The sequence below is a fragment of the Streptomyces glomeratus genome, from assembly GCF_021462825.1.
GTDB lineage: Bacteria > Actinomycetota > Actinomycetes > Streptomycetales > Streptomycetaceae > Streptomyces > Streptomyces glomeratus.
Map to the genome: position 1 here is coordinate 194,317 of NZ_JAKEEB010000008.1, position 17,957 is coordinate 212,273.

Sequence of the window (17,957 nt, forward strand, 5' to 3'; positions counted from 1 at the left end):
CCCCGGGTGTGCCCCTTCGCGCATTGACCCTGTCCGGCTGCCCCCGTATGCTACAAGTTGCGCTGCGGGCCTGCGCACCTCAGACGTAGCAGGCTGCGCTCGCATCTGTTGTATGTCCCCTCGGTTGTCGAGGCGCCACAGGCTGTATCCGGTGTGGCGCTTCCTAGGCTGTCCGGCTTCTGCAGAGCGAAACGGGCTCCCGGCGTAAGCAGTACCTACGACTTCAATGTCCGTACCGGAGCCCTTTCCCACATGACGAGCAGCACCGAGACCACCGCCACCACCCCGCAGGTAGCGGTCAACGACATCGGTAACGAGGAAGCCTTCCTCGCAGCGATCGACGAGACGATCAAGTACTTCAACGACGGCGACATCGTCGACGGCGTCATCGTGAAGGTCGACCGGGACGAGGTCCTGCTCGACATCGGTTACAAGACCGAAGGTGTCATCCCGAGCCGCGAGCTCTCGATCAAGCACGACGTCGACCCGAACGAGGTCGTTGCCGTCGGCGACGAGATCGAGGCCCTTGTCCTCCAGAAGGAGGACAAGGAAGGCCGCCTGATCCTCTCGAAGAAGCGCGCCCAGTACGAGCGTGCCTGGGGCACGATCGAGAAGATCAAGGAAGAGGACGGCATCGTCACCGGTACCGTCATCGAGGTCGTCAAGGGTGGTCTCATCCTCGACATCGGCCTCCGTGGCTTCCTCCCGGCCTCCCTGGTCGAGATGCGCCGCGTCCGTGACCTCCAGCCGTACGTCGGCAAGGAGCTCGAGGCGAAGATCATCGAGCTGGACAAGAACCGCAACAACGTGGTCCTGTCCCGCCGCGCCTGGCTCGAGCAGACCCAGTCCGAGGTCCGCCAGACGTTCCTCACGACCCTCCAGAAGGGTCAGGTCCGCTCCGGCGTGGTCTCCTCGATCGTCAACTTCGGTGCCTTCGTGGACCTGGGTGGCGTCGACGGTCTGGTCCACGTCTCCGAGCTGTCCTGGAAGCACATCGACCACCCGTCCGAGGTCGTCGAGGTCGGCCAGGAGGTCACCGTCGAGGTCCTCGACGTCGACATGGACCGCGAGCGCGTCTCCCTGTCGCTGAAGGCGACCCAGGAAGACCCGTGGCAGCAGTTCGCCCGCACCCACCAGATCGGCCAGGTCGTGCCCGGTAAGGTCACGAAGCTGGTTCCGTTCGGTGCGTTCGTCCGCGTGGACGAGGGCATCGAGGGTCTGGTCCACATCTCCGAGCTGGCCGAGCGCCACGTGGAGATCCCGGAGCAGGTCGTCCAGGTCAACGACGAGATCTTCGTCAAGGTCATCGACATCGACCTCGAGCGCCGTCGCATCAGCCTCTCGCTGAAGCAGGCCAACGAGTCCTTCGGTGCCGACCCGGCCTCGGTCGAGTTCGACCCGACCCTGTACGGCATGGCCGCGTCCTACGACGACCAGGGCAACTACATCTACCCCGAGGGCTTCGACCCCGAGACCAACGACTGGCTCGAGGGCTACGAGAAGCAGCGCGAGGAGTGGGAGCGCCAGTACGCCGAGGCGCAGCAGCGCTTCGAGCAGCACCAGCAGCAGGTCATCAAGAGCCGCGAGGCCGATGCCGCTGCCGCTGCCGAGGGTGGCGAGGCCGCGGCTCCGGCCGCGACCGGCGGTTCGTACTCCTCCGAGGGTGGCGACAACTCCGGCGCTCTGGCGTCGGACGAGGCGCTGGCCGCCCTGCGCGAGAAGCTGGCCGGCGGCCAGAGCTGAACGCTCGCCGCTAGGCACTAGCCGATGACTGAGGGCCCGCCCCCCTATGGGGGCGGGCCCTCAGTGCGTCAGCCCACTCCATGACCGTGGGCAGCCCTCAGGCGCCGTACGACCGCCGGCGGTCCCCGGCGCGTCGGCGCCCGCAGGCAGGCGCATGGGCGCGCATCGGCGCGCCGACGCGCCGGCGCCTCCATAGGAGCGCGGGCGTGTTTCGGCGCGCTGGCCTTCTCCGGGCGCCTTCGCGGTGCCTTTGGCGCCATATCGCCGCTCGCTCCAGGACGGCCTCGAACCACCGCCCGGCGCGCCGCCCTCGCCCGCCGAAGTCTGCTGCGGTGCCGCCGAGTTGCTCCTCAAGGCGCCGACGCGGAGGCGCTCGACGGGGAGTTGACCGCCGTCGGCCACTGCATCGCGGCCCTGCCGCCCCACATCCTCGTCGGAATCACCAGCCGCCACCGCCCGAACCGGCAGACCGAGCAAGGCGAAAGGGCGTGAGTCGGGAATGCCCGCGCCCCGGAGCACGTTGTGCCGGAGGAGACACGAGGAGGAGCGGTCCACAGTGCTTGATCCGCAGGGTTTGTACGCATGGGAGCCGAAGGGGCTGGCCGTCGTCGACATGGCGCTCGCCCAGGAGTCGGCAGGTCTGGTCATGCTCTACCACTTCGACGGATACATAGACGCGGGCGAGACCGGCGACCAGATCGTCGACCGGCTCCTCGACTCGCTGCCCCACCAGGTCGTGGCCCGCTTCGACCACGACCGGCTCGTGGACTACCGCGCCCGCCGCCCGCTGCTCACCTTCAAGCGGGACCGCTGGACCGGATACGAGGTCCCGGCCATCGAGGTACGCCTCGTCCAGGACGCCACCGGGGCGCCCTTCCTGCTGCTGTCCGGCCCCGAACCGGACGTGGAGTGGGAGCGTTTCGCCGCGGCCGTCCGGCAGATCGTGGAGAGGCTCGGTGTCCGCTTGGCCGTGAACTTCCACGGCATTCCCATGGGCGTGCCGCACACCCGCCCGGTGGGTCTCACCCCGCACGGCAACCGCACCGACCTCGTGCCGGGCCACCGCAGCCCGTTCGAGGAGGCGCAGGTCCCCGGCAGCGCCGAGTCCCTGGTGGAGTACCGGCTCATGGAGGCCGGGCATGAGGTCCTGGGTGTCGCCGCGCACGTCCCCCACTACATCGCCCGCTCCCCATACCCGGACGCCGCGCTGACCGTTCTCGAGGCCATCACGGCCGCCACGGGACTCGTCCTCCCCGGGATCGCGCACACCCTGCGCACGGACGCGCACCGCACGCAGACGGAGATCGAACGCCAGGTCCAGGAGGGCGACGAGGAACTGGTCGCGCTCGTCCAGGGGCTCGAGCACCAGTACGACGCCGCTGCCGGAGCCGAGACGCGCGGCAACATGCTCGCGGAGCCCGTCGAGATCCCGTCCGCGGACGAGATCGGCCAGGAATTCGAGCGGTTCCTGGCGGAGCGCGAGGGCGAGGGCTGACCGCACGGGCCTGCCACCGCGACTGCCGGTGGCAGGCCGTAGGCTTCCCGTCATGCTGAAGGTGGGCCTGACCGGCGGTATCGGCGCCGGCAAGAGCGAGGTGTCGCGGCTGCTCGTGGAGTGCGGGGCCGTACTGATCGACGCGGACCGCATCGCGCGCGAGGTCGTCGCGCCCGGCACTCCGGGGCTCGCGGCGGTCGTCGAGGCCTTCGGGGAGGACATCCTCACCGCGGACGGCAGTCTCGACCGTCCCAGACTGGGCTCCCTCGTCTTCTCCGATCCCCAGAAGCTCGCCGTCCTCAACTCGATCGTGCATCCCTTGGTCGGCGCCCGCTCCCGCGAGCTGGAGACCGCTGCGCCCGAGGACGCCGTGGTCGTCCACGACGTGCCCCTCCTCACGGAGAACGGCCTCGCCCCGCTCTACGACGTGGTGGTCGTCGTGGATGCAAGCCCGAGCACCCAGCTCGACCGGCTCGTCCGTCTGCGCGGCATGACGGAGGAGGACGCCCGTGCGCGGATGGCCGCCCAGGCGCCGCGCGAGAAGCGCCGGGAGATCGCGGACATCGTCATCGACAACGACGTGCCCCTGGAGCAGCTTGAGCGGCGCGTACGGGACGTCTGGGCGGATCTCGTGCGCAGGGCCGGGCGCTCACCGGAATAGCGATCGTCGCCGGAAGCGTTGAAACGCCGGAGCAAGGGAAGGATTCAGCCGTGCCCGAGACCAGCGATCCGACCGGACGGACCCCGGAGACGCATGTGATCGACTTCCGTGCCGCCGAGCAGCTGCTCGCCGCACGGGACCCGAGGGGCGCGGTCAAGCTGCTGGACGGCGTGATCGCCGCGCACCCCGAGAACACGGCCGCGCGGCTGCTGCGCGCGCGTGCCTTCTTCGCCGCCGCGCAACTGCGGCCGGCCGAGCTGGAGTTCAGCATCGTGCTGGAGCGTGAACCGGACAACGCGTTCGCGCATTTCGCGCTGGCCCGCACCTACGAGCGCCAGGCGCGCCCCGAGGAGGCGAAGCGGCACTTCCGGCTGGCGGCCGCGCTCGACCCGAACCCGCAGTACCTGAAGGCGGCGCGCTTCGACTCGTAGCCCGGACGGCTTCCGGACGCGACGGTTGCTACCGGCGGGGATCCGGTGGCGGATACGGCGGCACGTCGCGGCCCGGCTGCCAGTGGGCCCCCTGGCGGATGTGCCGCACGATGATGGCCATGTCGGCGCCGACCACCAGCCACAGCACACCGCACGCGGCCGCCCAGCCCGGCCGCCCCAGAAGCGTGAAGGCCACCACGCCGAAGGTCGCCCACACCATGCCCCAGACGGCCAGCCAGAAGCGCATCCGCAGCGCACTGCGCGCCGTCGCCGGTTCACTGCCTGTACGCATCGTCCTCACCGCTCCTGACCGGACACGTACCCTTCCTGGTGCACATTCACCATGGAACGGCGACCGGAATCCGAAGTCGTGGGGGCGCGGCCGGGGCCACTCGGGGAGGCGATGGTGCTGCTGGAGGCGGTGCGGGCGGACGCGAGGCTCGCCAAGTGGCTGAAGGACCTCGAGCGTGAGGACGACGCGGGTGTGGCCGTCGCCCTGCCCGACGCGGACGAGCTGCCCGGCGTCCTGCTCGACCTGGCCGTACCCCACGAGGACATCAACGAGCTCGTCGCGCTGCGCGCCCGGCTGGGACGGGACGCCGAGGCGATGACGCTGCTGGCACGGTGCGTCACCCGTTTCGTACGCGACATGGGGGAGATCGGGAAGGCGTGTGAGCCGCCGCCCTTCCCGGACTCGGCCGGAGCCCTCGGGCGGTTCTTCCCTCTGTACGTCTACGTCGCGTCGGTTCCGTATGTGCGCGCCTACCACCGGGAGCGGGGCGTTCCGGAAGAAGTGACCCGCCGCACTCTGGCGGACCTCGGGCGCCAGGTCGCGGTGCACCGCAGACGGCGCGGCACCGGCGGACTGCTGTTTCCCTGGTGGCCGGCGCTGCACTTCCACGGGGAGCTCTTTCAGCTGGGACGGCTGCAGTTCCAGCGCGGACGGCTGGGCGAGCGTACGGGCCGGGCCGTCGCGTCGGCGGGCCGCGACCTGGGGCCCGGTGACCCCTGCTTGAACCTGCACATACCCGACTTCCAGGGGCCGCTGTCACCGTCCGCCTGCGAGCGGTCCCTGGCCCTGGCGCGGGACTTCTTCGCCCGCCACTATCCCGACGAGCGCCACGAGATCGCCGTATGCCACTCATGGCTGCTGGATCCGCAGCTCAAGCGGTACCTGCCCGCCGACTCCAACATCATCCGCTTCCAGGACCGCTTCGAGGCCGCATACGAGGAAGCGACACCGGACGACGGCGTGCCGATCGGCTTCGTCTTCGGCGACCCCGATCTGCCGGTGGCCGGGCTGCCACGGCGCACCAGCGTCGAGCGTGCGGTCGCGGACCATCTGCGCGGGGGCGGGCACTGGTACACGGGCCACGGCTGGTTCGTGCTCTGAGGGGGGCACGGTGGCCGGTCTCGCTGGGAGGAGGCACGGCGACCGGCCAGGGAGCGATGAGTTCCGGGACCTGGACGGGTCTGAATCCCTGACAGCACCGTGCACCTGCTCCTCGCATCCAGGAGAACCCATGTCCGAGACCGCTGCCTCCGCCTCCCGAGCCACCTCCGTCCCCGCGTCCGTCTCAGTCCCCGCGTCCGTCTCCGTCCCCGCGTCCGGCGCCCCGCCGAGGGACCGCGGCCGGAGTCGTCGCGCCGAGATCTCCCTGCGCGCCCTGCAGATCGTCCTGGCGCTCTTCTACGGCCTCGCGAGCGCGCTGCCCAAGCTGATCGCGCACCCGTCGGCCGTCGAGTCCTTCGACAGGATCGGCTGGGGGAGCACCGGGATGTACACGATCGGCTCACTCGAACTGGCCGGGGCCGTCGCGCTGCTCGTACCCCTGCTGTCGTCGGTCGCGGCCGTGGCGCTCTGCGGGCTGATGACCGGCGCCTTCGTCGTCCAGCTCGCCGTCTTCGACGGGCAGTACGCGGCGACCCCGCTGATCCTGATCGTCCCGCTCAGCGTGATCGCCTGGGCCCGTCGCGACCGCACCGCGGAGCTGGCCCGCCTGGTACGCCTCCGGGTGTGACCGTTCCCCGCCGTATGCCGCGGGGTGTGACGGGTCCCTGCCGTACGCCGCCGGGCCGGTGTGGGCCTGGCCGGCCCCGACCGGTCCGGCCGCCCCGCGCTCAGCCCGCCCTTGAGCCACCACGCCCCTGGGGCCGGTCCCGGCCCGACGACTGATCCCGTACCTCGGAACGGCCCCGGCCCTCGGAACGGCTCTGGGCGCCCAGGGCCTCGGCGTAGCCGCTGTACGGGCTGCCCGTTGCTGAGCCCAGACCCCGAAGGCGTTCCATCTCGCGGCGGTCCCGCTTGGTGGGGCGGCCGGCGCCGCGGTCGCGGATGCCCGCCGGGGCCACGGCCTCGCGGGGCGGCGGGGGCGGGCTGTTGTCGATGTAGCACTGGACCGCCACCGGGGCCCCCACCCGCTTGCGGATCAGGCGCTTCACGACGACGATCCGCTCCCGGCCCTCGTGCCGCAGCCGTACCTCGTCGCCGATCCGCACGGAGTGCGCGGGCTTCACGCGCTCGCCGTTGACCCGGACATGCCCACCCCGGCAGGCGGTGGCGCCGACCGAGCGGGTCTTGACGAGCCGCACGGACCAGATCCAGCTGTCGATGCGCACGCTCTCACCGTGCGACGGGCCGGCCGCCTCGGCGGCAGCCACCGCGGCGGCGGTCTTCGGGGCCATGGCCGGGGCGGCACCGTCGGTGCCCGGCGCGCGCGCACCGGATTCCCGGGGATCCGTATCGCCGCCCCGGCCTGCCCCGGACTCCTGGTCCGTCGCCGCCGCACGGGTTCCTCCGGTCCCGCCCGTCCTCTCGTCCTGCGCGCTCTCCACCGCGCTTTCGGAAGCCATGTCCCCGACCTTAACCCGCCGAGCCGGGTGCACCCGAGGCCTTTTCCCCACAGCGCCCGGTGCCCGCCCGCCAGGGCTCTCGCCACCCGGCCCTACCGTGGAGGCATGGACAGCAGCAGCCGTAGAGGTATGGACGGCGGCAGTCTCACGGCGCTGGACGAGCGGATCACCGGGTGCCGTGCCTGCCCCCGCCTGGTCGCCTGGCGTGAGGAGGTCGCCCGCACCAAGCGCGCCGCGTTCGCCGACTGGACGTACTGGGGGCGGCCGGTGCCGGGCTTCGGGCCCCCCGACGCGAAGCTGCTCGTCGTGGGGCTCGCACCCGCGGCGCACGGAGGGAACCGGACCGGACGCATGTTCACCGGGGACCGGTCCGGGGACGTGCTGTACGCGGCGCTGCACGCCGTCGGACTGGCGTCCCAGCCCACCGCGGTCTCCGCCGACGACGGACTCGAACTCTACGGCGTACGCGTCACCGCGCCCGTGCACTGCGCCCCACCGGCCAACAAGCCCACCCCCGAGGAGCGGGAGACCTGCCGGCCCTGGCTCGTCCAGGAGCTGCGGCTGCTGCGCCCGTCCCTGCGTTGTGTGGTAGCGCTCGGCGCTTTCGGCTGGCAGGCGGCGCTGACCGCGCTCGCCGAGGCCGGGTGGGCGGTGCCCCGGCCCCGCCCGGGCTTCGGTCACGGCGCGCATGTGTCGCTGGACGGGCTGGAGCTCTTCGGCTGCTTCCACGTCAGCCAGCGCAACACGTTCACGGGACGGCTCACCCCCGAAATGCTGCGCGAGGTGCTGCTCACGGCGGCGCGGGCGGCGGGGCTGCCGACCGCCGGGCAGTAGCCGCCGGGCCCAGCCCCGTGTCCCACCGGGCGGACGCACGGATGGACAGACAGACGGGAGGCGGACGGTCGGCGGTCGGCTGGTCGGTGGGCTGGTCGGTGGGCCGCGGTACGTTGCGTTTCCATGGACGACGACGCATTCCTCGACGGTGTGGCGCAACGCCTGGCCGCGCTCCCCGCCGTCCGGGCGGTCGCGCTCGGCGGCTCCCGCGCACAGGGCGTCCACGGCCCGGACAGTGACTGGGACCTGGCCGTCTATTACCGGGGCCCGGGCTTCGACCCCGCCGACCTCCGGGCCATCGGCTGGCCCGGCGAGGTCTCCGAGATCGGCGGCTGGGGCGGAGGCGTCTTCAACGGCGGCGCCTGGCTGACCGTCCAGGGGCGCCGGGTCGACGTCCACTACCGCGACCTGGACGTCGTGGAACACCAGTTGACGGAGGCCGAGGAAGGCCGCTTCCACGTGGAGCCGCTGCTCTTTCATCTCGCGGGCATTCCCAGCTACTTGGTGGTCGCCGAACTGGCCGTCAACCGGGTGCTGCGGGGCACCCTTCCCCGCCCCGCCTCGTACCCGGAGAAGCTGCGCACCTCCGCCGCCGTCCGCTGGCAGGGCACGGCCCGCGCCACACTCGCGTACGCGAAGGCCGACCACGCCCCGAAGGGCCGCCTCACCGAGGTCGCGGGTGCCCTCGCCACGGCAGCCGCCCACACCGCGCACGCGGTGCTCGCCGCACGCGGGGAATGGGTCACCAATGAGAAGCGGCTGCTGGAGCGGGCGGGGCTGCGGGTTGTGGACCGGATCGTGGCCGGGCTCCGGGCCGGCCCCGACGAGCTCGTGGCGGCCGTCGTGTCCGCCGAGCAACTCTTCGAGGGCGTCCTCGGTCGGTGACCTATGGGACCCAAGGTGTGCTTGCGTCCCATGCGTCCGTTGCGGACTCCGCGTCCTCTGCGCCCCCTGCGCCCCCTGCGCCCCCTGCGTCCGGGCAAAACCGGCTACTCCGGCCTTTGTTCACCAAGCGGCCGTGGCGGAGTGTCGAATGCGTCTCAGTACCGTCACATCGCGAGCCGTTCACCGGGGGAGAGGCGTTTAACTCTACGAGCCGATCGGGATCGGCCGCCGAGACACGGCATGGCAAGGAGGTGCGGGGTGAACGGGCGAACGGTACTCGAGCGCTTTCCCGCAGGCGGGCCGCGCGGCTCTTGGCCCGCGGAGGAGTATGCGCAGGCACGCCGACTGGAAGGGCAGCCCGCCGAGGTCGTCATGGACCTCGCCACGGACGCGTTCCTGGTGATCGTCCGGGGGGCCGACGCCGAATGACGCCACCCGCCCCCCTCGGCCGGTCACGGACGGGTCAGGCGCTGAGCGGCCGTGACCACGCCGGCGCCGTGCCGGTGACCTGACACAGGGCCAGGTACAGCGGGATGGGCGGGGTGTACGGCACGGTGTCGTCCGGCCGGTGGACGAGTCCAGGGCCGTCCGACGCGTCCGGGACCAGCGCTCCCCTGGAGTAGCGCGCGGGTGCGGGCCAGTTCACTGCGACATCGGAGTCCGACGGCACGATCCACCACCAGTCGGCCCGGTCGGCGTACACACAGCCCACCCTCGGCAGTCTGGACAGCAGCAGCGGGCCGTAGGAGGCGGGTACGGTCACAGCGTCACAGCCGAGCGGAACCGTCATGTCCTCGGGCAGGGCAAGTCTCCTGGACACCGCCCCGGACGTCCGCCGCGCCCGCCCGAGACGGGTCAGCGAGTCCAGGGTCAGAACCCGTCCGGTCCCGAGTCCCGCGGATCCCGCACCCCTCACGCCCACGCGGTCCCCGTCCCGGCTCCCGTTCCCCGGGACGTCTCCGCCCCGGACCCGGATCCCCCGCCGTCGGCCGGGGATCTCTTCGCGCTCCAGCCCAGGTCGGACCGGGCTCCGTGCTCAGCCGGCGGCTTCTTGGCGCCCCAGCCGAGATCGGACCGGGCCGACGTGTCGCCGGCCGCCCGGGACCTGCCGCCGGAACACGGCAGGTCCCGGGACGGCTGCTCCGGGCCCAGCTGCCCACCGGGCACCGACTGGCCGGGATCCCGTGCCAGCTCGGCCCAGACGAGCAGTCCGGGCCCTGCCTCCTGGGCTCCCCAGGCCCGGCACAGCGCCGCGACGAGAAGCAATCCCCTCCCATGCTCCTCTTCGGGGCGCTGCGGTCCGGAGTGCGGCTCGCTCGGAGCGCATCCCTCGTCCTGCACGGCTATGCGCACCAGGTCGCCAGCGTCGCGCAGTTCACATACGACGTGCTCCCCGGCGGTGTGCACGATCGCGTTGGTGACCAGCTCCGACACGACGAGAGCGGCCGTGTCGCAAGTGTCCTCGCACACCGCCCAGCCGGACAGCCGGGCGCGTGTCAACTGCCGGGCCCGTGCAACGGAGCCGGGGCGTGCGGCCAGCTCGAATCGGAAACGGCGCTCGGCAGCCGCGCCTGGACGCAGTGCTGCGGCACCGCCGCGGCCGAACCGGTCTGCGGCGGCGTCTGTTCCTAACGGCGCGGACGGAATCACACTTGCCACTATCGCGGCGACATGAACACTTGGCAAGAGTCACTCTGAAAGTTGCAGAGTGCGGTGTGACTTGGTGAAGGCCGTGGCACACTGTCGCAACGGCCCGCAGGGCGAGGCCCGTTGGCATCCGAAGCGCGGGCGGCCGAGTCCGGTGTCCACGCCGGCTGGGAACGGATCGAACCGGCAGGGAACGGATCGAACCAGTATGGCCTGGCGGGGAACGGGATCGAACCGGCAGGGAACGGATCGAGGCCGAATGCGGGCGTGCGCGAGCGCGGAACGGTTCCGGACGGCGCCCTCGGGGTTGCCGGGACGCATCAGGACGGGAGGAACGCGAGGTGAGCGAGCCGCGGTCGGCACCGACGGTCGGTCAGGTCGTCCTCGGCCGACGCCTGCTGGACCTGCGTGAACGCGCCGGCCTCAAACGGGAGGAGGCCGCCCGCATTCTGCGTGTCGCGCCCGCCACCGTCCGCCGTATGGAGACGGCCGAGGTCGCCCTGAAGATCCCCTACCTTCAGCTGCTGCTGAAGGCGTACGGAGTGAGCGACGAGGAGGCCGAGTCCTTCGTCCAGCTCGCCGAGGAAGCCAACAAACCCGGATGGTGGCAGCGGTTCCACGACATCCTGCCGGGCTGGTTCTCCATGTACGTCAGCCTGGAGGGCGCGGCGTCGCTCATCCGCCAGTACGAACCGCACTTCGTGCCCGGCATCATGCAGACGGAGGACTACGCCCGGGGCGTGCTGAGATCCGGTGCCGTCGGACAGACCAGCCCCGAGGACATCGAGCGTCACGTGGCGTTGCGCATGCAGCGCCAGGCCTTGCTCACACGGGACAACGCGCCCCGGATCTGGGTCGTGACGGAGGAGACCGCGCTGCGTCGGCCGGTGGCCGGGCCCGAGGTCATGCGTGCCCAGGTCGACCGGCTGCTCGAGGTCACGCAGCTGCCCCATGTCACGCTGCAGGTGATCGAGTTCTCCTCGGGACCGCACCCCGGCACGTACGGACCCTTCGTCCTGTTTCGATTTGCCATGCCGGAACTGCCGGACATGGTCTACAGCGAGTACCTGACCGGTGCCGTCTACCTGGACGCGCGCACCGAGGTGGCGAACCACCTCGAGGTCATGGACCGCATGGCGGCCCAGGCCGCAACGGCACAACGCACGAAGGAGATCCTCGAAAATCTCCGCAAGGAGCTGTGAATGGACCCCATCACGCCGCGCCGGCGCGTCTACAACGGCATGCCCGCCCGCGAACTCGGCAGCGAGGGCTGGCACAAGCCGTGGAGCGGAGGCAACGGCGGCAACTGCCTGGAGGCGATGAAGCTCGCCGACGGCCGGATCGCCGTCCGTCAGTCCACCGACCCGGACGGGCCCGCGCTGATCTACACCTCCGACGAGATGACCGCGTTCATCGAGGGGGCCAAGGCGGGGGAGGCCGACTTCCTGCTCTCGTGACTGATCTGTCGCTGCGCGACGTTGCTATCGGCACCACCGCCATCGGAAGCACTGCCATGACCGATGTGCCATTCAGTTGATCACTGACCTTCCCACGGAATCACGGAGTTCCTCATGACCGGGCAGGCCCCCCACGGACAACCACCCCGTCGACGAGGAGATGGGCCGGCAGACGCTCGCCCTCGACCCGAGGGTGCCGGTGATGGCGCGGGTCGACCGGGCGTTCATGCACCGTGCCACGCGCTGGCCGGACCACCAGGGCCTACGGCAGTTCCTGGACGTCGGCACGGGCATTCCGATCGAACCGAACCTGCACCGGATCGCCCAGGACGTCGCAGCGGACGCGCGCATCGTCTGCGCATGACCTGGTGGGCCGGCTGCTGGCCGAACTGCCCTCCGTCAGCTGTCTGATGATGACCCACGCCACCGCCGACTTCACCCCCGAGCGGTCAGCGGCGGCGACCGAGAAGCTCAAGGCGGCCGGAGTCACGCCCGCGCTCCGCTCCCGCGAGGAGTTCGCCCGCTTCTTCCACGGACTCGACCTCGTCGAACCCGGGGTGGAGGTGGTCCACAAGTGGCACCCGGAGCTGGGCGAGCCGGTCCCGGGGCAGGACGACGGCGTCATTCCCGGCTACGGCGCCGTGGGCCGCAAGCCGTAACCGCGGAGAACCGCCGACGCCCGGGGGGCCTGAGGCGGGTCCGGGCCGGGAATCCGTCGTCCGCCGGACGTCGGTCCGCTCTACGCCCTCATCGGCCGGTCGTACGGCCCGATAGGCGCCGGCAGGTGCGACGCGCCGCCGGTCAGCCGCCGGTCCACCGCCGCGGCCACGGCCCGCCCCTCCGCGATCGCCCACACGATGAGCGACTGTCCGCGTGCGGCGTCCCCCGCGGCGAACACTCCCGGGACGTTCGTCGCGAAGTTCTCGTCCCGTGTGATCGTCCCGCGTGCGTCGAGCGCGATCCCGAGCTGGTCGATCAGCCCGTCCCTGCGGTCCGGCCCGGAGAATCCCAGCGCGAGCAGCACGAGGTCCACGGGCAGCGTCCGCCCGGTACCCGGCACCGGCTGCCGCCGCTCGTCCACCTCGACCAGGTGCAGCGCGCGCACGTGCCCGTCGGCGTCCCCCGTGAACCGCAGCGTGGACGCCGCGAACAGCCGTGCGTCCGCCTCCGCGGCGGGCGCCGTGCGCAGATCACGCGCCTCCTCGTGCGCGGCGGACAGCCGGTAGATCTTCGGATACGTCGGCCACGGCTCGGTCTCCTCGTTCCGGGCCGCCTCCGGCTGCGGGTAGATGTCGAGCTGGGTCACGGACGCCGCCCCTTCGCGCACCGCGGTGCCGAGACAGTCCGCCCCCGTGTCCCCGCCCCCCACGATCACGACGTGCTTCCCCGCCGCCGACAGCGGCGAGACCCGCAGGTCACCCTCGCACACCCGGTCGGCCAGCGGCAGGTACTCCATCGCCTGATGGATCCCGGAGAGCTCCCGTCCCGGCACATCCAGTTCCCGCCACGCCGTGGCGCCGGTCGCGAGCACCACGGCGTCGTACCGCGCCCGCAGCTCGGCGGCCCCGATGTCCTTTCCTATGGCCGTCGAGGTGCGGAACTTCGTCCCCTCCGCCCGCATCTGCTCCAGCCGTCGGTCGAGATGCCGTTTCTCCATCTTGAACGCCGGTATCCCATAGCGCAGCAACCCCCCGACCCGGTCCGCGCGCTCGTACACCGCCACCGTGTGCCCGGCGCGTGTGAGCTGCTGGGCCGCCGCGAGCCCGGCCGGACCCGAACCCACGACCGCGACGGTCCGCCCCGACAGCCGCTCCGGCGGGCGTGGCGGCGCGAACCCCTCCTCCCAGGCCCGGTCGGCGATGGCCACCTCCACGTTCTTGATGGTGACGGCGGGCTGGTTGATGGCGAGCACGCACCCCGCCTCGCACGGCGCCGGACACAAGCGCCCCGTGAACTCCGGGAAGTTGTTCGTGGCGTGCAGCCGGTCGCTGGCAGCGCGCCAGTCCTCGCGGGAGACCAGGCCGTTCCACTCGGGGATCAGGTTCCCGAGCGGGCAGGCGTCGTGGCAGAACGGGATCCCGCAGTCCATGCACCGGTTCGCCTGGCGGCTGATGATCGGCAGCAGCGCACCCGGGACGTACACCTCGTTCCAGTCCCGCACCCGTTCCTCCACGGGTCTGCGGGGCCATTCCTCCCGGGGGGTGCTCATAAAGCCCTTGGGATCGGCCATGGCCGTCCCCCTTGCGTACGCGTACCGGGTCGTTTCGTGCCACGATACGACGCCCTCCGCCCGTCCGCCCCTCGTCACCAGGGCCCTCCGACCAGGGGCTCGAGCGCTTCCCCCCCCACGCCACGGAGCCTGGCTCCGCCACCCTCATGACCGGCGGGGGGCCGCTCCCCTTCTCCCGGGCCGCCCGGGTCACGCCGCCTCCCGGAGCCTCCACTCCCGCAGCACCGTCTCCACCCTCTCCGCGATGCGCCGCCGCGCCTCGGGCCTCGGCACACCGTTCATCAGCAGATGGTCGTACGGCGTCTCCGTGTGCCGTATCGACGCCCGCACCGCGGCCGTCGCGGCGTCCGGCGACAGCGCCCGCCCCGCCGCGCTGCGGCCGACCCGCCCGCTCCCGCGCACCGAGGCGTGCGCGGCGATGACCTCCGCACGCCCCGCAGGGCACCCGGGGAACAGCCGGCGGATCTCCCGCGCGAAAGCCTCCGTGAACCGCAGGTCCTCGGCCGCCCTCCGCCGTGCGTCGCGGACCCGACGTCTGCGCCGTGCCTCCGCATCCGCCAGGCACCGCTCCTCGGCCAGCGCGAGCGCCGCCTCCTCGACGAGCACCCCCTGCCGCTCGTACCGGCCGCGGCGCCGGTTGAACCGCACCACCACCGCCCAGAGCGCACTCGCCTCCCGCGACCGCCGGGTCAGCGCCGTGTCGCCGCGCGGCAGGAACACCAGATGCCCGAGGTCCGCACAGTCCAGACACCGGGGCGCCCCCTCCTCCAGCACCAGCAGCGACAAGGGCCCGCCGCGGCACTCGGCGCAATGCCGCCGCTTGAGCGGCTGGAAGACCAGAAGTCCACCGACGGGTGGGGGAGTTGGGGTCGGCGCCATAACGGCTTCATTCCCCGCCCGGCCGAGCGGCGACCTCGACGGACCTGTCCTTGTCCTTGCGGCTGGCCGCACGAGGCCCCTTTCTCCCGGCGGTCCGGCCGAGCCCCATCGCCGCGATCGCTCTCCTCGGCGCCGCTACGCCTCCGAGACCCCGCCGGCCCCACTCACTCCCTGCCGCCCGGCGGGGCCCACGGCGGCTCGCCAACCCGCCCGCGACCGATCGCAGCCCCGCACGCCCGCCACCGGCCGTGTCGTGGTTCGCCTCCGGTGCCGCGGCATCATGGGCCCTGTGCGACTCGAAGCGATCACTTGGGAGCGGCTCGCCGACCTCCTCGCCGACCGGCTGCTTGCCCTGAAGCCCGACGACGGCAGCCCCTGGCCGCGCATCGCCTTCGACGGAGCCCCGGCCGCGCGCCCCGGCGACCTCGCCCAGCGTGTGTCCGACGCGCTGCGGATACGCGGCCGCCCCTCGCTCGTCGTCGGCGCGGAGGGTTTCCTGCGCCCCGCGTCCCTCCGACTGGAACACGGCCATCGGGATCCGGACTCCTACCACGACGGATGGCTCGACGCCGGAGCCCTGTGGCGCGAGGTCTTCGGGCCACTCGAACCCGGCGGCGACGGCCGAGTCCTGCCCGATCTGTGGGACCCGATCACGGATCGCGCCACGCGCAGCCCCTACGTGCACCTCCCCGCCGGCGGCCTTCTGCTGCTCCACGGTCCCCTCCTCCTGCGGCACTGGTTCCCCTTCGACCTGACCGTCCATGTGCTCCTGTCCGCCGGCGCCCTCCGCCGCCGCACCCCCGAGTCCGAGCACTGGACCCTCCCCGCCTTCGAGCGCTACGAGGCGGAGACCGACCCGGGCGCCGTTGCCGACGTCCTGGTCCGCGCGGACGACCCGCGCCACCCCGCCTGGAACGGCTGAGCACACCCCCGGCCGCCCTGATCGTCTGGATCAGGCGTGGCCACACCGAGCTGCTCTCGTCGCTCGACGGCCCGTCCGTCCGGCCCACACCGCCCGCTGCGTGCCTCCGGGTGCGCTCGCCGGACGACACGGCGAGAATGAGGGGCGCCGGGACATGCGGTGCGTCCCGTGCCGCGCCGGCCTTCCGGCATCGGGAGGTACCACATGACTACCGCCAGAGACATCATGCACCGCGGTGCCCAGTGGATCCCCGCCCACGAAACCCTCGACCGCGCAGCCCAGCTGATGCGGGAACTCAACGTGGGTGCGCTGCCGATCAGCGACGAGAACGAACGGCTCTGCGGCATCATCACCGACCGCGACATCGTCGTCGGCTGTGTGGCCATGGGCCACGACCCCTCACGGGTGACCGCGGGTGACATGGCCAAGGGCACACCGTGCTGGATCGACGCGAACGCCGACGTCGGCGATGTGCTCCAGGAGATGGAGGAGCACCAGATCCGCCGGCTTCCCGTCATCGACGACAAGCGCCTCGTCGGCATGATCAGCGAAGCCGACCTGGCCGAGAACCTGACGGAGGATCAACTGGCCGAGTGGGTCGAGAGGGTCTACGCGAGGAGTGCGACACGCTGACCCGGACCATGCCGCGCGGGGTCACAACCAGCCGTTGCGCTTGAACCCCCGGTACAGCACGAGACAGGCGACGGCTATCACGACCAGAACCAGCGGATAGCCGAACCTCGAGTGCAGCTCGGGCATGAATGTGAAGTTCATGCCGTACACACCGGTGACCATCGTCGGCACCGCGATCAGCGCGGCCCAGGCCGTGATCCTGCGCATGTCCTCGTTCTGCGCGACGCTCACCTGAGCGAGATGCGCCTGCAGAATCGAGTTGAGCAGCTCGTCGAAGGCGGCTATCTGTTCCGTGGCGCGCAGCAGATGGTCGGAGACATCCCGGAAATACGCCTGTATCTCCGGGTCGATCACCCGGATCGGCTTGGTGGCCAGCTCCTGGATGGGGCGGTCCAGGGGCGCCACTGCCCGCTTCAGCTCCAGGAGTTCACGCTTGAGCTGGTAGATGCGGCCCGGATCCAGTCGCGCGCTGTTCTCCGCGAACACCTCCGTCTCGACCTGGTCGATGTCCCCCTGAACCGCGTCCATGACGGTCAGATAATCGTCCACCACATGGTCGGCGATGGCGTGCAGCACCGCGGCGGGGCCCTTCGCGAGCTGCTGGGGGTGGGCCTCCAGCTCCTCACGCAGCGGCCCGAGCGAACCGTGCCGTCCGTGCCGCACCGTGATGACGAAGGCAGGGCCGATGAACACCATGATCTCGCCGGTGCTCACCACCTCGCTCGTCGCGGTCAACTCCGTGTGCTCCACGTAGCAGACGGTCTTGAAGACGGCGAACAGCGTTTCCCCGTACCGCTCCAGCTTCGGGCGCTGATGCGCCTCGATCGCGTCCTCGACCGCGAGCGGGTGCAGGTCGAAGAGGTCGGCGACGCCCGCGAACTCCTGATCCGTCGGCTCGTGCAGCCCGAGCCAGACAAAGCCGTCGTTGCTCTTGCGGACCCGCTCCACGGCCTCGACCAGATCCCGGCCGGCGGGGACCCGAACGCCGTCCTGGTACGTCACGCAGTTGACCACCGCGGAGCCCAGTGGTGACCGGGCGGGGTGACTCAGATCGACGCGCGCCCGAGGCCGCGCCAACCGTGCCACCTTGCGGAGGCCGCCGACCCTGTCGAGGCCCGCGACCTTCCGCAGATTCCCTGCCATGGACATCTGGATCTCCTTGCGTGGCTCTCCTCGCGCCTCACTCCGCGCCTTCGCGAGCCAGTCTGCCAGTCGGCCGCGATCACCGGAAAAGCCTGTGGATACCGGCGGTTCCGCTCCGATGCGGGGGGCGTGCCGCCACCGTGT

Annotated in this window: 20 protein-coding genes and 1 pseudogene; 14 read left to right on the plus strand and 7 right to left on the minus strand. The window is 71.5% G+C overall.

The window, feature by feature from the left end; all coding sequences use genetic code 11:
* Positions 1–252: 252 nt before the first annotated feature.
* The 4 genes from rpsA (at position 253) to LZ604_RS12540 (ending at position 4,330) form a co-directional block, all read left to right on the plus strand.
* Entirely contained in the window at positions 253–1,743 is a 1,491-nt protein-coding gene (rpsA, locus tag LZ604_RS12525; protein WP_055491747.1) for a 30S ribosomal protein S1, read from the plus strand.
* A 556-nt stretch (positions 1,744–2,299) separates the two neighbouring features.
* Entirely contained in the window at positions 2,300–3,238 is a 939-nt protein-coding gene (locus LZ604_RS12530; RefSeq protein ID WP_234515116.1) for a PAC2 family protein, read from the plus strand.
* Positions 3,239–3,290: 52 nt separating this feature from the next.
* Positions 3,291–3,899: a dephospho-CoA kinase gene (coaE, locus tag LZ604_RS12535; RefSeq protein WP_234515117.1), complete on the plus strand. Its 609-nt coding sequence runs from the start codon at positions 3,291–3,293 to the stop codon at positions 3,897–3,899.
* Between the two features lie 50 nt (positions 3,900–3,949).
* Positions 3,950–4,330 carry a tetratricopeptide repeat protein gene (locus LZ604_RS12540; protein ID WP_234515118.1) on the plus strand — a complete coding sequence of 127 codons (381 nt, stop codon included), beginning with the start codon at positions 3,950–3,952 and terminating at the stop codon, positions 4,328–4,330.
* Between the two features lie 28 nt (positions 4,331–4,358).
* On the opposite strand, the gene LZ604_RS12545 is transcribed toward LZ604_RS12540, so the two are convergent.
* Positions 4,359–4,622, minus strand: coding sequence for a DUF6343 family protein (locus tag LZ604_RS12545; protein WP_234515119.1), 264 nt, complete (start codon positions 4,620–4,622; stop codon positions 4,359–4,361).
* A gap of 114 nt (positions 4,623–4,736) precedes the next feature.
* Here LZ604_RS12545 and LZ604_RS12550 point away from each other — a divergent pair, with 114 nt between their 5' ends.
* Together LZ604_RS12550 and LZ604_RS12555 are read left to right on the plus strand one after the other, a co-directional pair.
* Positions 4,737–5,723: an acyltransferase domain-containing protein gene (locus LZ604_RS12550; protein WP_234515180.1), complete on the plus strand. Its 987-nt coding sequence runs from the start codon at positions 4,737–4,739 to the stop codon at positions 5,721–5,723.
* A gap of 130 nt (positions 5,724–5,853) precedes the next feature.
* Positions 5,854–6,351: a DoxX family protein gene (locus LZ604_RS12555; protein WP_234515120.1), complete on the plus strand. Its 498-nt coding sequence runs from the start codon at positions 5,854–5,856 to the stop codon at positions 6,349–6,351.
* Positions 6,352–6,451: 100 nt separating this feature from the next.
* Here the strand turns inward: LZ604_RS12555 and LZ604_RS12560 are convergent, their stop codons facing one another.
* A complete protein-coding gene (locus LZ604_RS12560; protein ID WP_372482129.1) occupies positions 6,452–7,183 on the minus strand; it encodes an RNA-binding S4 domain-containing protein in 732 nt (243 codons plus the stop codon).
* A 129-nt stretch (positions 7,184–7,312) separates the two neighbouring features.
* Here LZ604_RS12560 and LZ604_RS12565 point away from each other — a divergent pair, with 129 nt between their 5' ends.
* The 3 genes from LZ604_RS12565 to LZ604_RS12575 all read left to right on the plus strand — a co-directional run bounded on the left by LZ604_RS12565 (position 7,313) and on the right by LZ604_RS12575 (position 9,331).
* Positions 7,313–8,017 (plus strand): uracil-DNA glycosylase, encoded by a 705-nt coding sequence (locus LZ604_RS12565; RefSeq protein ID WP_234515182.1) that lies wholly within the window; start codon positions 7,313–7,315, stop codon positions 8,015–8,017.
* Positions 8,018–8,140: 123 nt separating this feature from the next.
* On the plus strand, positions 8,141–8,902 hold the full coding sequence (locus tag LZ604_RS12570; protein ID WP_234515121.1) for a nucleotidyltransferase domain-containing protein: 762 nt from the start codon (positions 8,141–8,143) through the stop codon (positions 8,900–8,902).
* A gap of 258 nt (positions 8,903–9,160) precedes the next feature.
* Positions 9,161–9,331: a DUF8839 family protein gene (locus tag LZ604_RS12575; protein ID WP_234515122.1), complete on the plus strand. Its 171-nt coding sequence runs from the start codon at positions 9,161–9,163 to the stop codon at positions 9,329–9,331.
* 34 nt (positions 9,332–9,365) lie between these two features.
* Here the strand turns inward: LZ604_RS12575 and LZ604_RS12580 are convergent, their stop codons facing one another.
* Entirely contained in the window at positions 9,366–9,824 is a 459-nt protein-coding gene (locus LZ604_RS12580) for a hypothetical protein (RefSeq protein ID WP_234515123.1), read from the minus strand.
* Positions 9,815–10,561, minus strand: a complete 747-nt coding sequence (locus tag LZ604_RS12585) for an ATP-binding protein (protein WP_234515124.1) — start codon at positions 10,559–10,561, stop codon at positions 9,815–9,817. Before LZ604_RS12585 ends, LZ604_RS12580 begins: the two co-directional genes overlap by 10 nt.
* A 329-nt stretch (positions 10,562–10,890) precedes the next feature.
* On the opposite strand from LZ604_RS12585, the gene LZ604_RS12590 reads away from it, so the two are divergent.
* The 3 genes and pseudogenes from LZ604_RS12590 to LZ604_RS12600 form a co-directional block, all read left to right on the plus strand.
* On the plus strand, positions 10,891–11,751 hold the full coding sequence (locus LZ604_RS12590; protein ID WP_234515125.1) for a Sco1979 family transcriptional regulator: 861 nt from the start codon (positions 10,891–10,893) through the stop codon (positions 11,749–11,751).
* On the plus strand, positions 11,752–12,006 hold the full coding sequence (locus LZ604_RS12595) for a DUF397 domain-containing protein (protein ID WP_234515126.1): 255 nt from the start codon (positions 11,752–11,754) through the stop codon (positions 12,004–12,006). It begins immediately after the preceding gene.
* A gap of 136 nt (positions 12,007–12,142) precedes the next feature.
* A pseudogene (locus LZ604_RS12600) lies at positions 12,143–12,665 on the plus strand (SAM-dependent methyltransferase); the annotation flags it as partial.
* Between the two features lie 80 nt (positions 12,666–12,745).
* Here LZ604_RS12600 and LZ604_RS12605 read toward each other — a convergent pair.
* Positions 12,746–14,236: a glutamate synthase subunit beta gene (locus LZ604_RS12605; RefSeq protein ID WP_234515127.1), complete on the minus strand. Its 1,491-nt coding sequence runs from the start codon at positions 14,234–14,236 to the stop codon at positions 12,746–12,748.
* A 189-nt stretch (positions 14,237–14,425) separates the two neighbouring features.
* Positions 14,426–15,115, minus strand: a complete 690-nt coding sequence (locus LZ604_RS12610; protein WP_234515128.1) for a DUF2293 domain-containing protein — start codon at positions 15,113–15,115, stop codon at positions 14,426–14,428.
* A gap of 280 nt (positions 15,116–15,395) precedes the next feature.
* Between LZ604_RS12610 and LZ604_RS12615 the strand changes: the two genes are divergently transcribed.
* Together LZ604_RS12615 and LZ604_RS12620 are read left to right on the plus strand one after the other, a co-directional pair.
* Positions 15,396–16,037, plus strand: a complete 642-nt coding sequence (locus LZ604_RS12615; protein WP_234515129.1) for a nucleoside/nucleotide kinase family protein — start codon at positions 15,396–15,398, stop codon at positions 16,035–16,037.
* Positions 16,038–16,241: 204 nt separating this feature from the next.
* A complete protein-coding gene (locus LZ604_RS12620) occupies positions 16,242–16,670 on the plus strand; it encodes a CBS domain-containing protein (RefSeq protein WP_234515130.1) in 429 nt (142 codons plus the stop codon).
* 21 nt (positions 16,671–16,691) lie between these two features.
* Here the strand turns inward: LZ604_RS12620 and corA are convergent, their stop codons facing one another.
* Complete coding sequence (gene corA / locus LZ604_RS12625) at positions 16,692–17,819, minus strand: magnesium/cobalt transporter CorA (protein ID WP_234515131.1); 1,128 nt, start codon at positions 17,817–17,819, stop codon at positions 16,692–16,694.
* Between the last annotated feature and the right edge of the window lie 138 nt (positions 17,820–17,957).

Bases quoted from the DNA above. Each gene is read 5' to 3' on its own strand.
- LZ604_RS12615 (WP_234515129.1), top strand. From the start codon at position 15,396: ATGGGCCCTGTGCGACTCGAAGCGATCACTTGGGAGCGGCTCGCCGAC.
- corA (WP_234515131.1), bottom strand. From the start codon at position 17,819: ATGTCCATGGCAGGGAATCTGCGGAAGGTCGCGGGCCTCGACAGGGTC.
- LZ604_RS12610 (WP_234515128.1), bottom strand. From the start codon at position 15,115: ATGGCGCCGACCCCAACTCCCCCACCCGTCGGTGGACTTCTGGTCTTC.
- LZ604_RS12620 (WP_234515130.1), top strand. From the start codon at position 16,242: ATGACTACCGCCAGAGACATCATGCACCGCGGTGCCCAGTGGATCCCC.
- rpsA (WP_055491747.1), top strand. From the start codon at position 253: ATGACGAGCAGCACCGAGACCACCGCCACCACCCCGCAGGTAGCGGTC.
- LZ604_RS12570 (WP_234515121.1), top strand. From the start codon at position 8,141: ATGGACGACGACGCATTCCTCGACGGTGTGGCGCAACGCCTGGCCGCG.
- LZ604_RS12595 (WP_234515126.1), top strand. From the start codon at position 11,752: ATGGACCCCATCACGCCGCGCCGGCGCGTCTACAACGGCATGCCCGCC.
- LZ604_RS12565 (WP_234515182.1), top strand. From the start codon at position 7,313: ATGGACGGCGGCAGTCTCACGGCGCTGGACGAGCGGATCACCGGGTGC.
- LZ604_RS12560 (WP_372482129.1), bottom strand. From the start codon at position 7,183: ATGGCTTCCGAAAGCGCGGTGGAGAGCGCGCAGGACGAGAGGACGGGC.
- LZ604_RS12605 (WP_234515127.1), bottom strand. From the start codon at position 14,236: ATGGCCGATCCCAAGGGCTTTATGAGCACCCCCCGGGAGGAATGGCCC.
- LZ604_RS12545 (WP_234515119.1), bottom strand. From the start codon at position 4,622: ATGCGTACAGGCAGTGAACCGGCGACGGCGCGCAGTGCGCTGCGGATG.
- LZ604_RS12555 (WP_234515120.1), top strand. From the start codon at position 5,854: ATGTCCGAGACCGCTGCCTCCGCCTCCCGAGCCACCTCCGTCCCCGCG.
- coaE (WP_234515117.1), top strand. From the start codon at position 3,291: ATGCTGAAGGTGGGCCTGACCGGCGGTATCGGCGCCGGCAAGAGCGAG.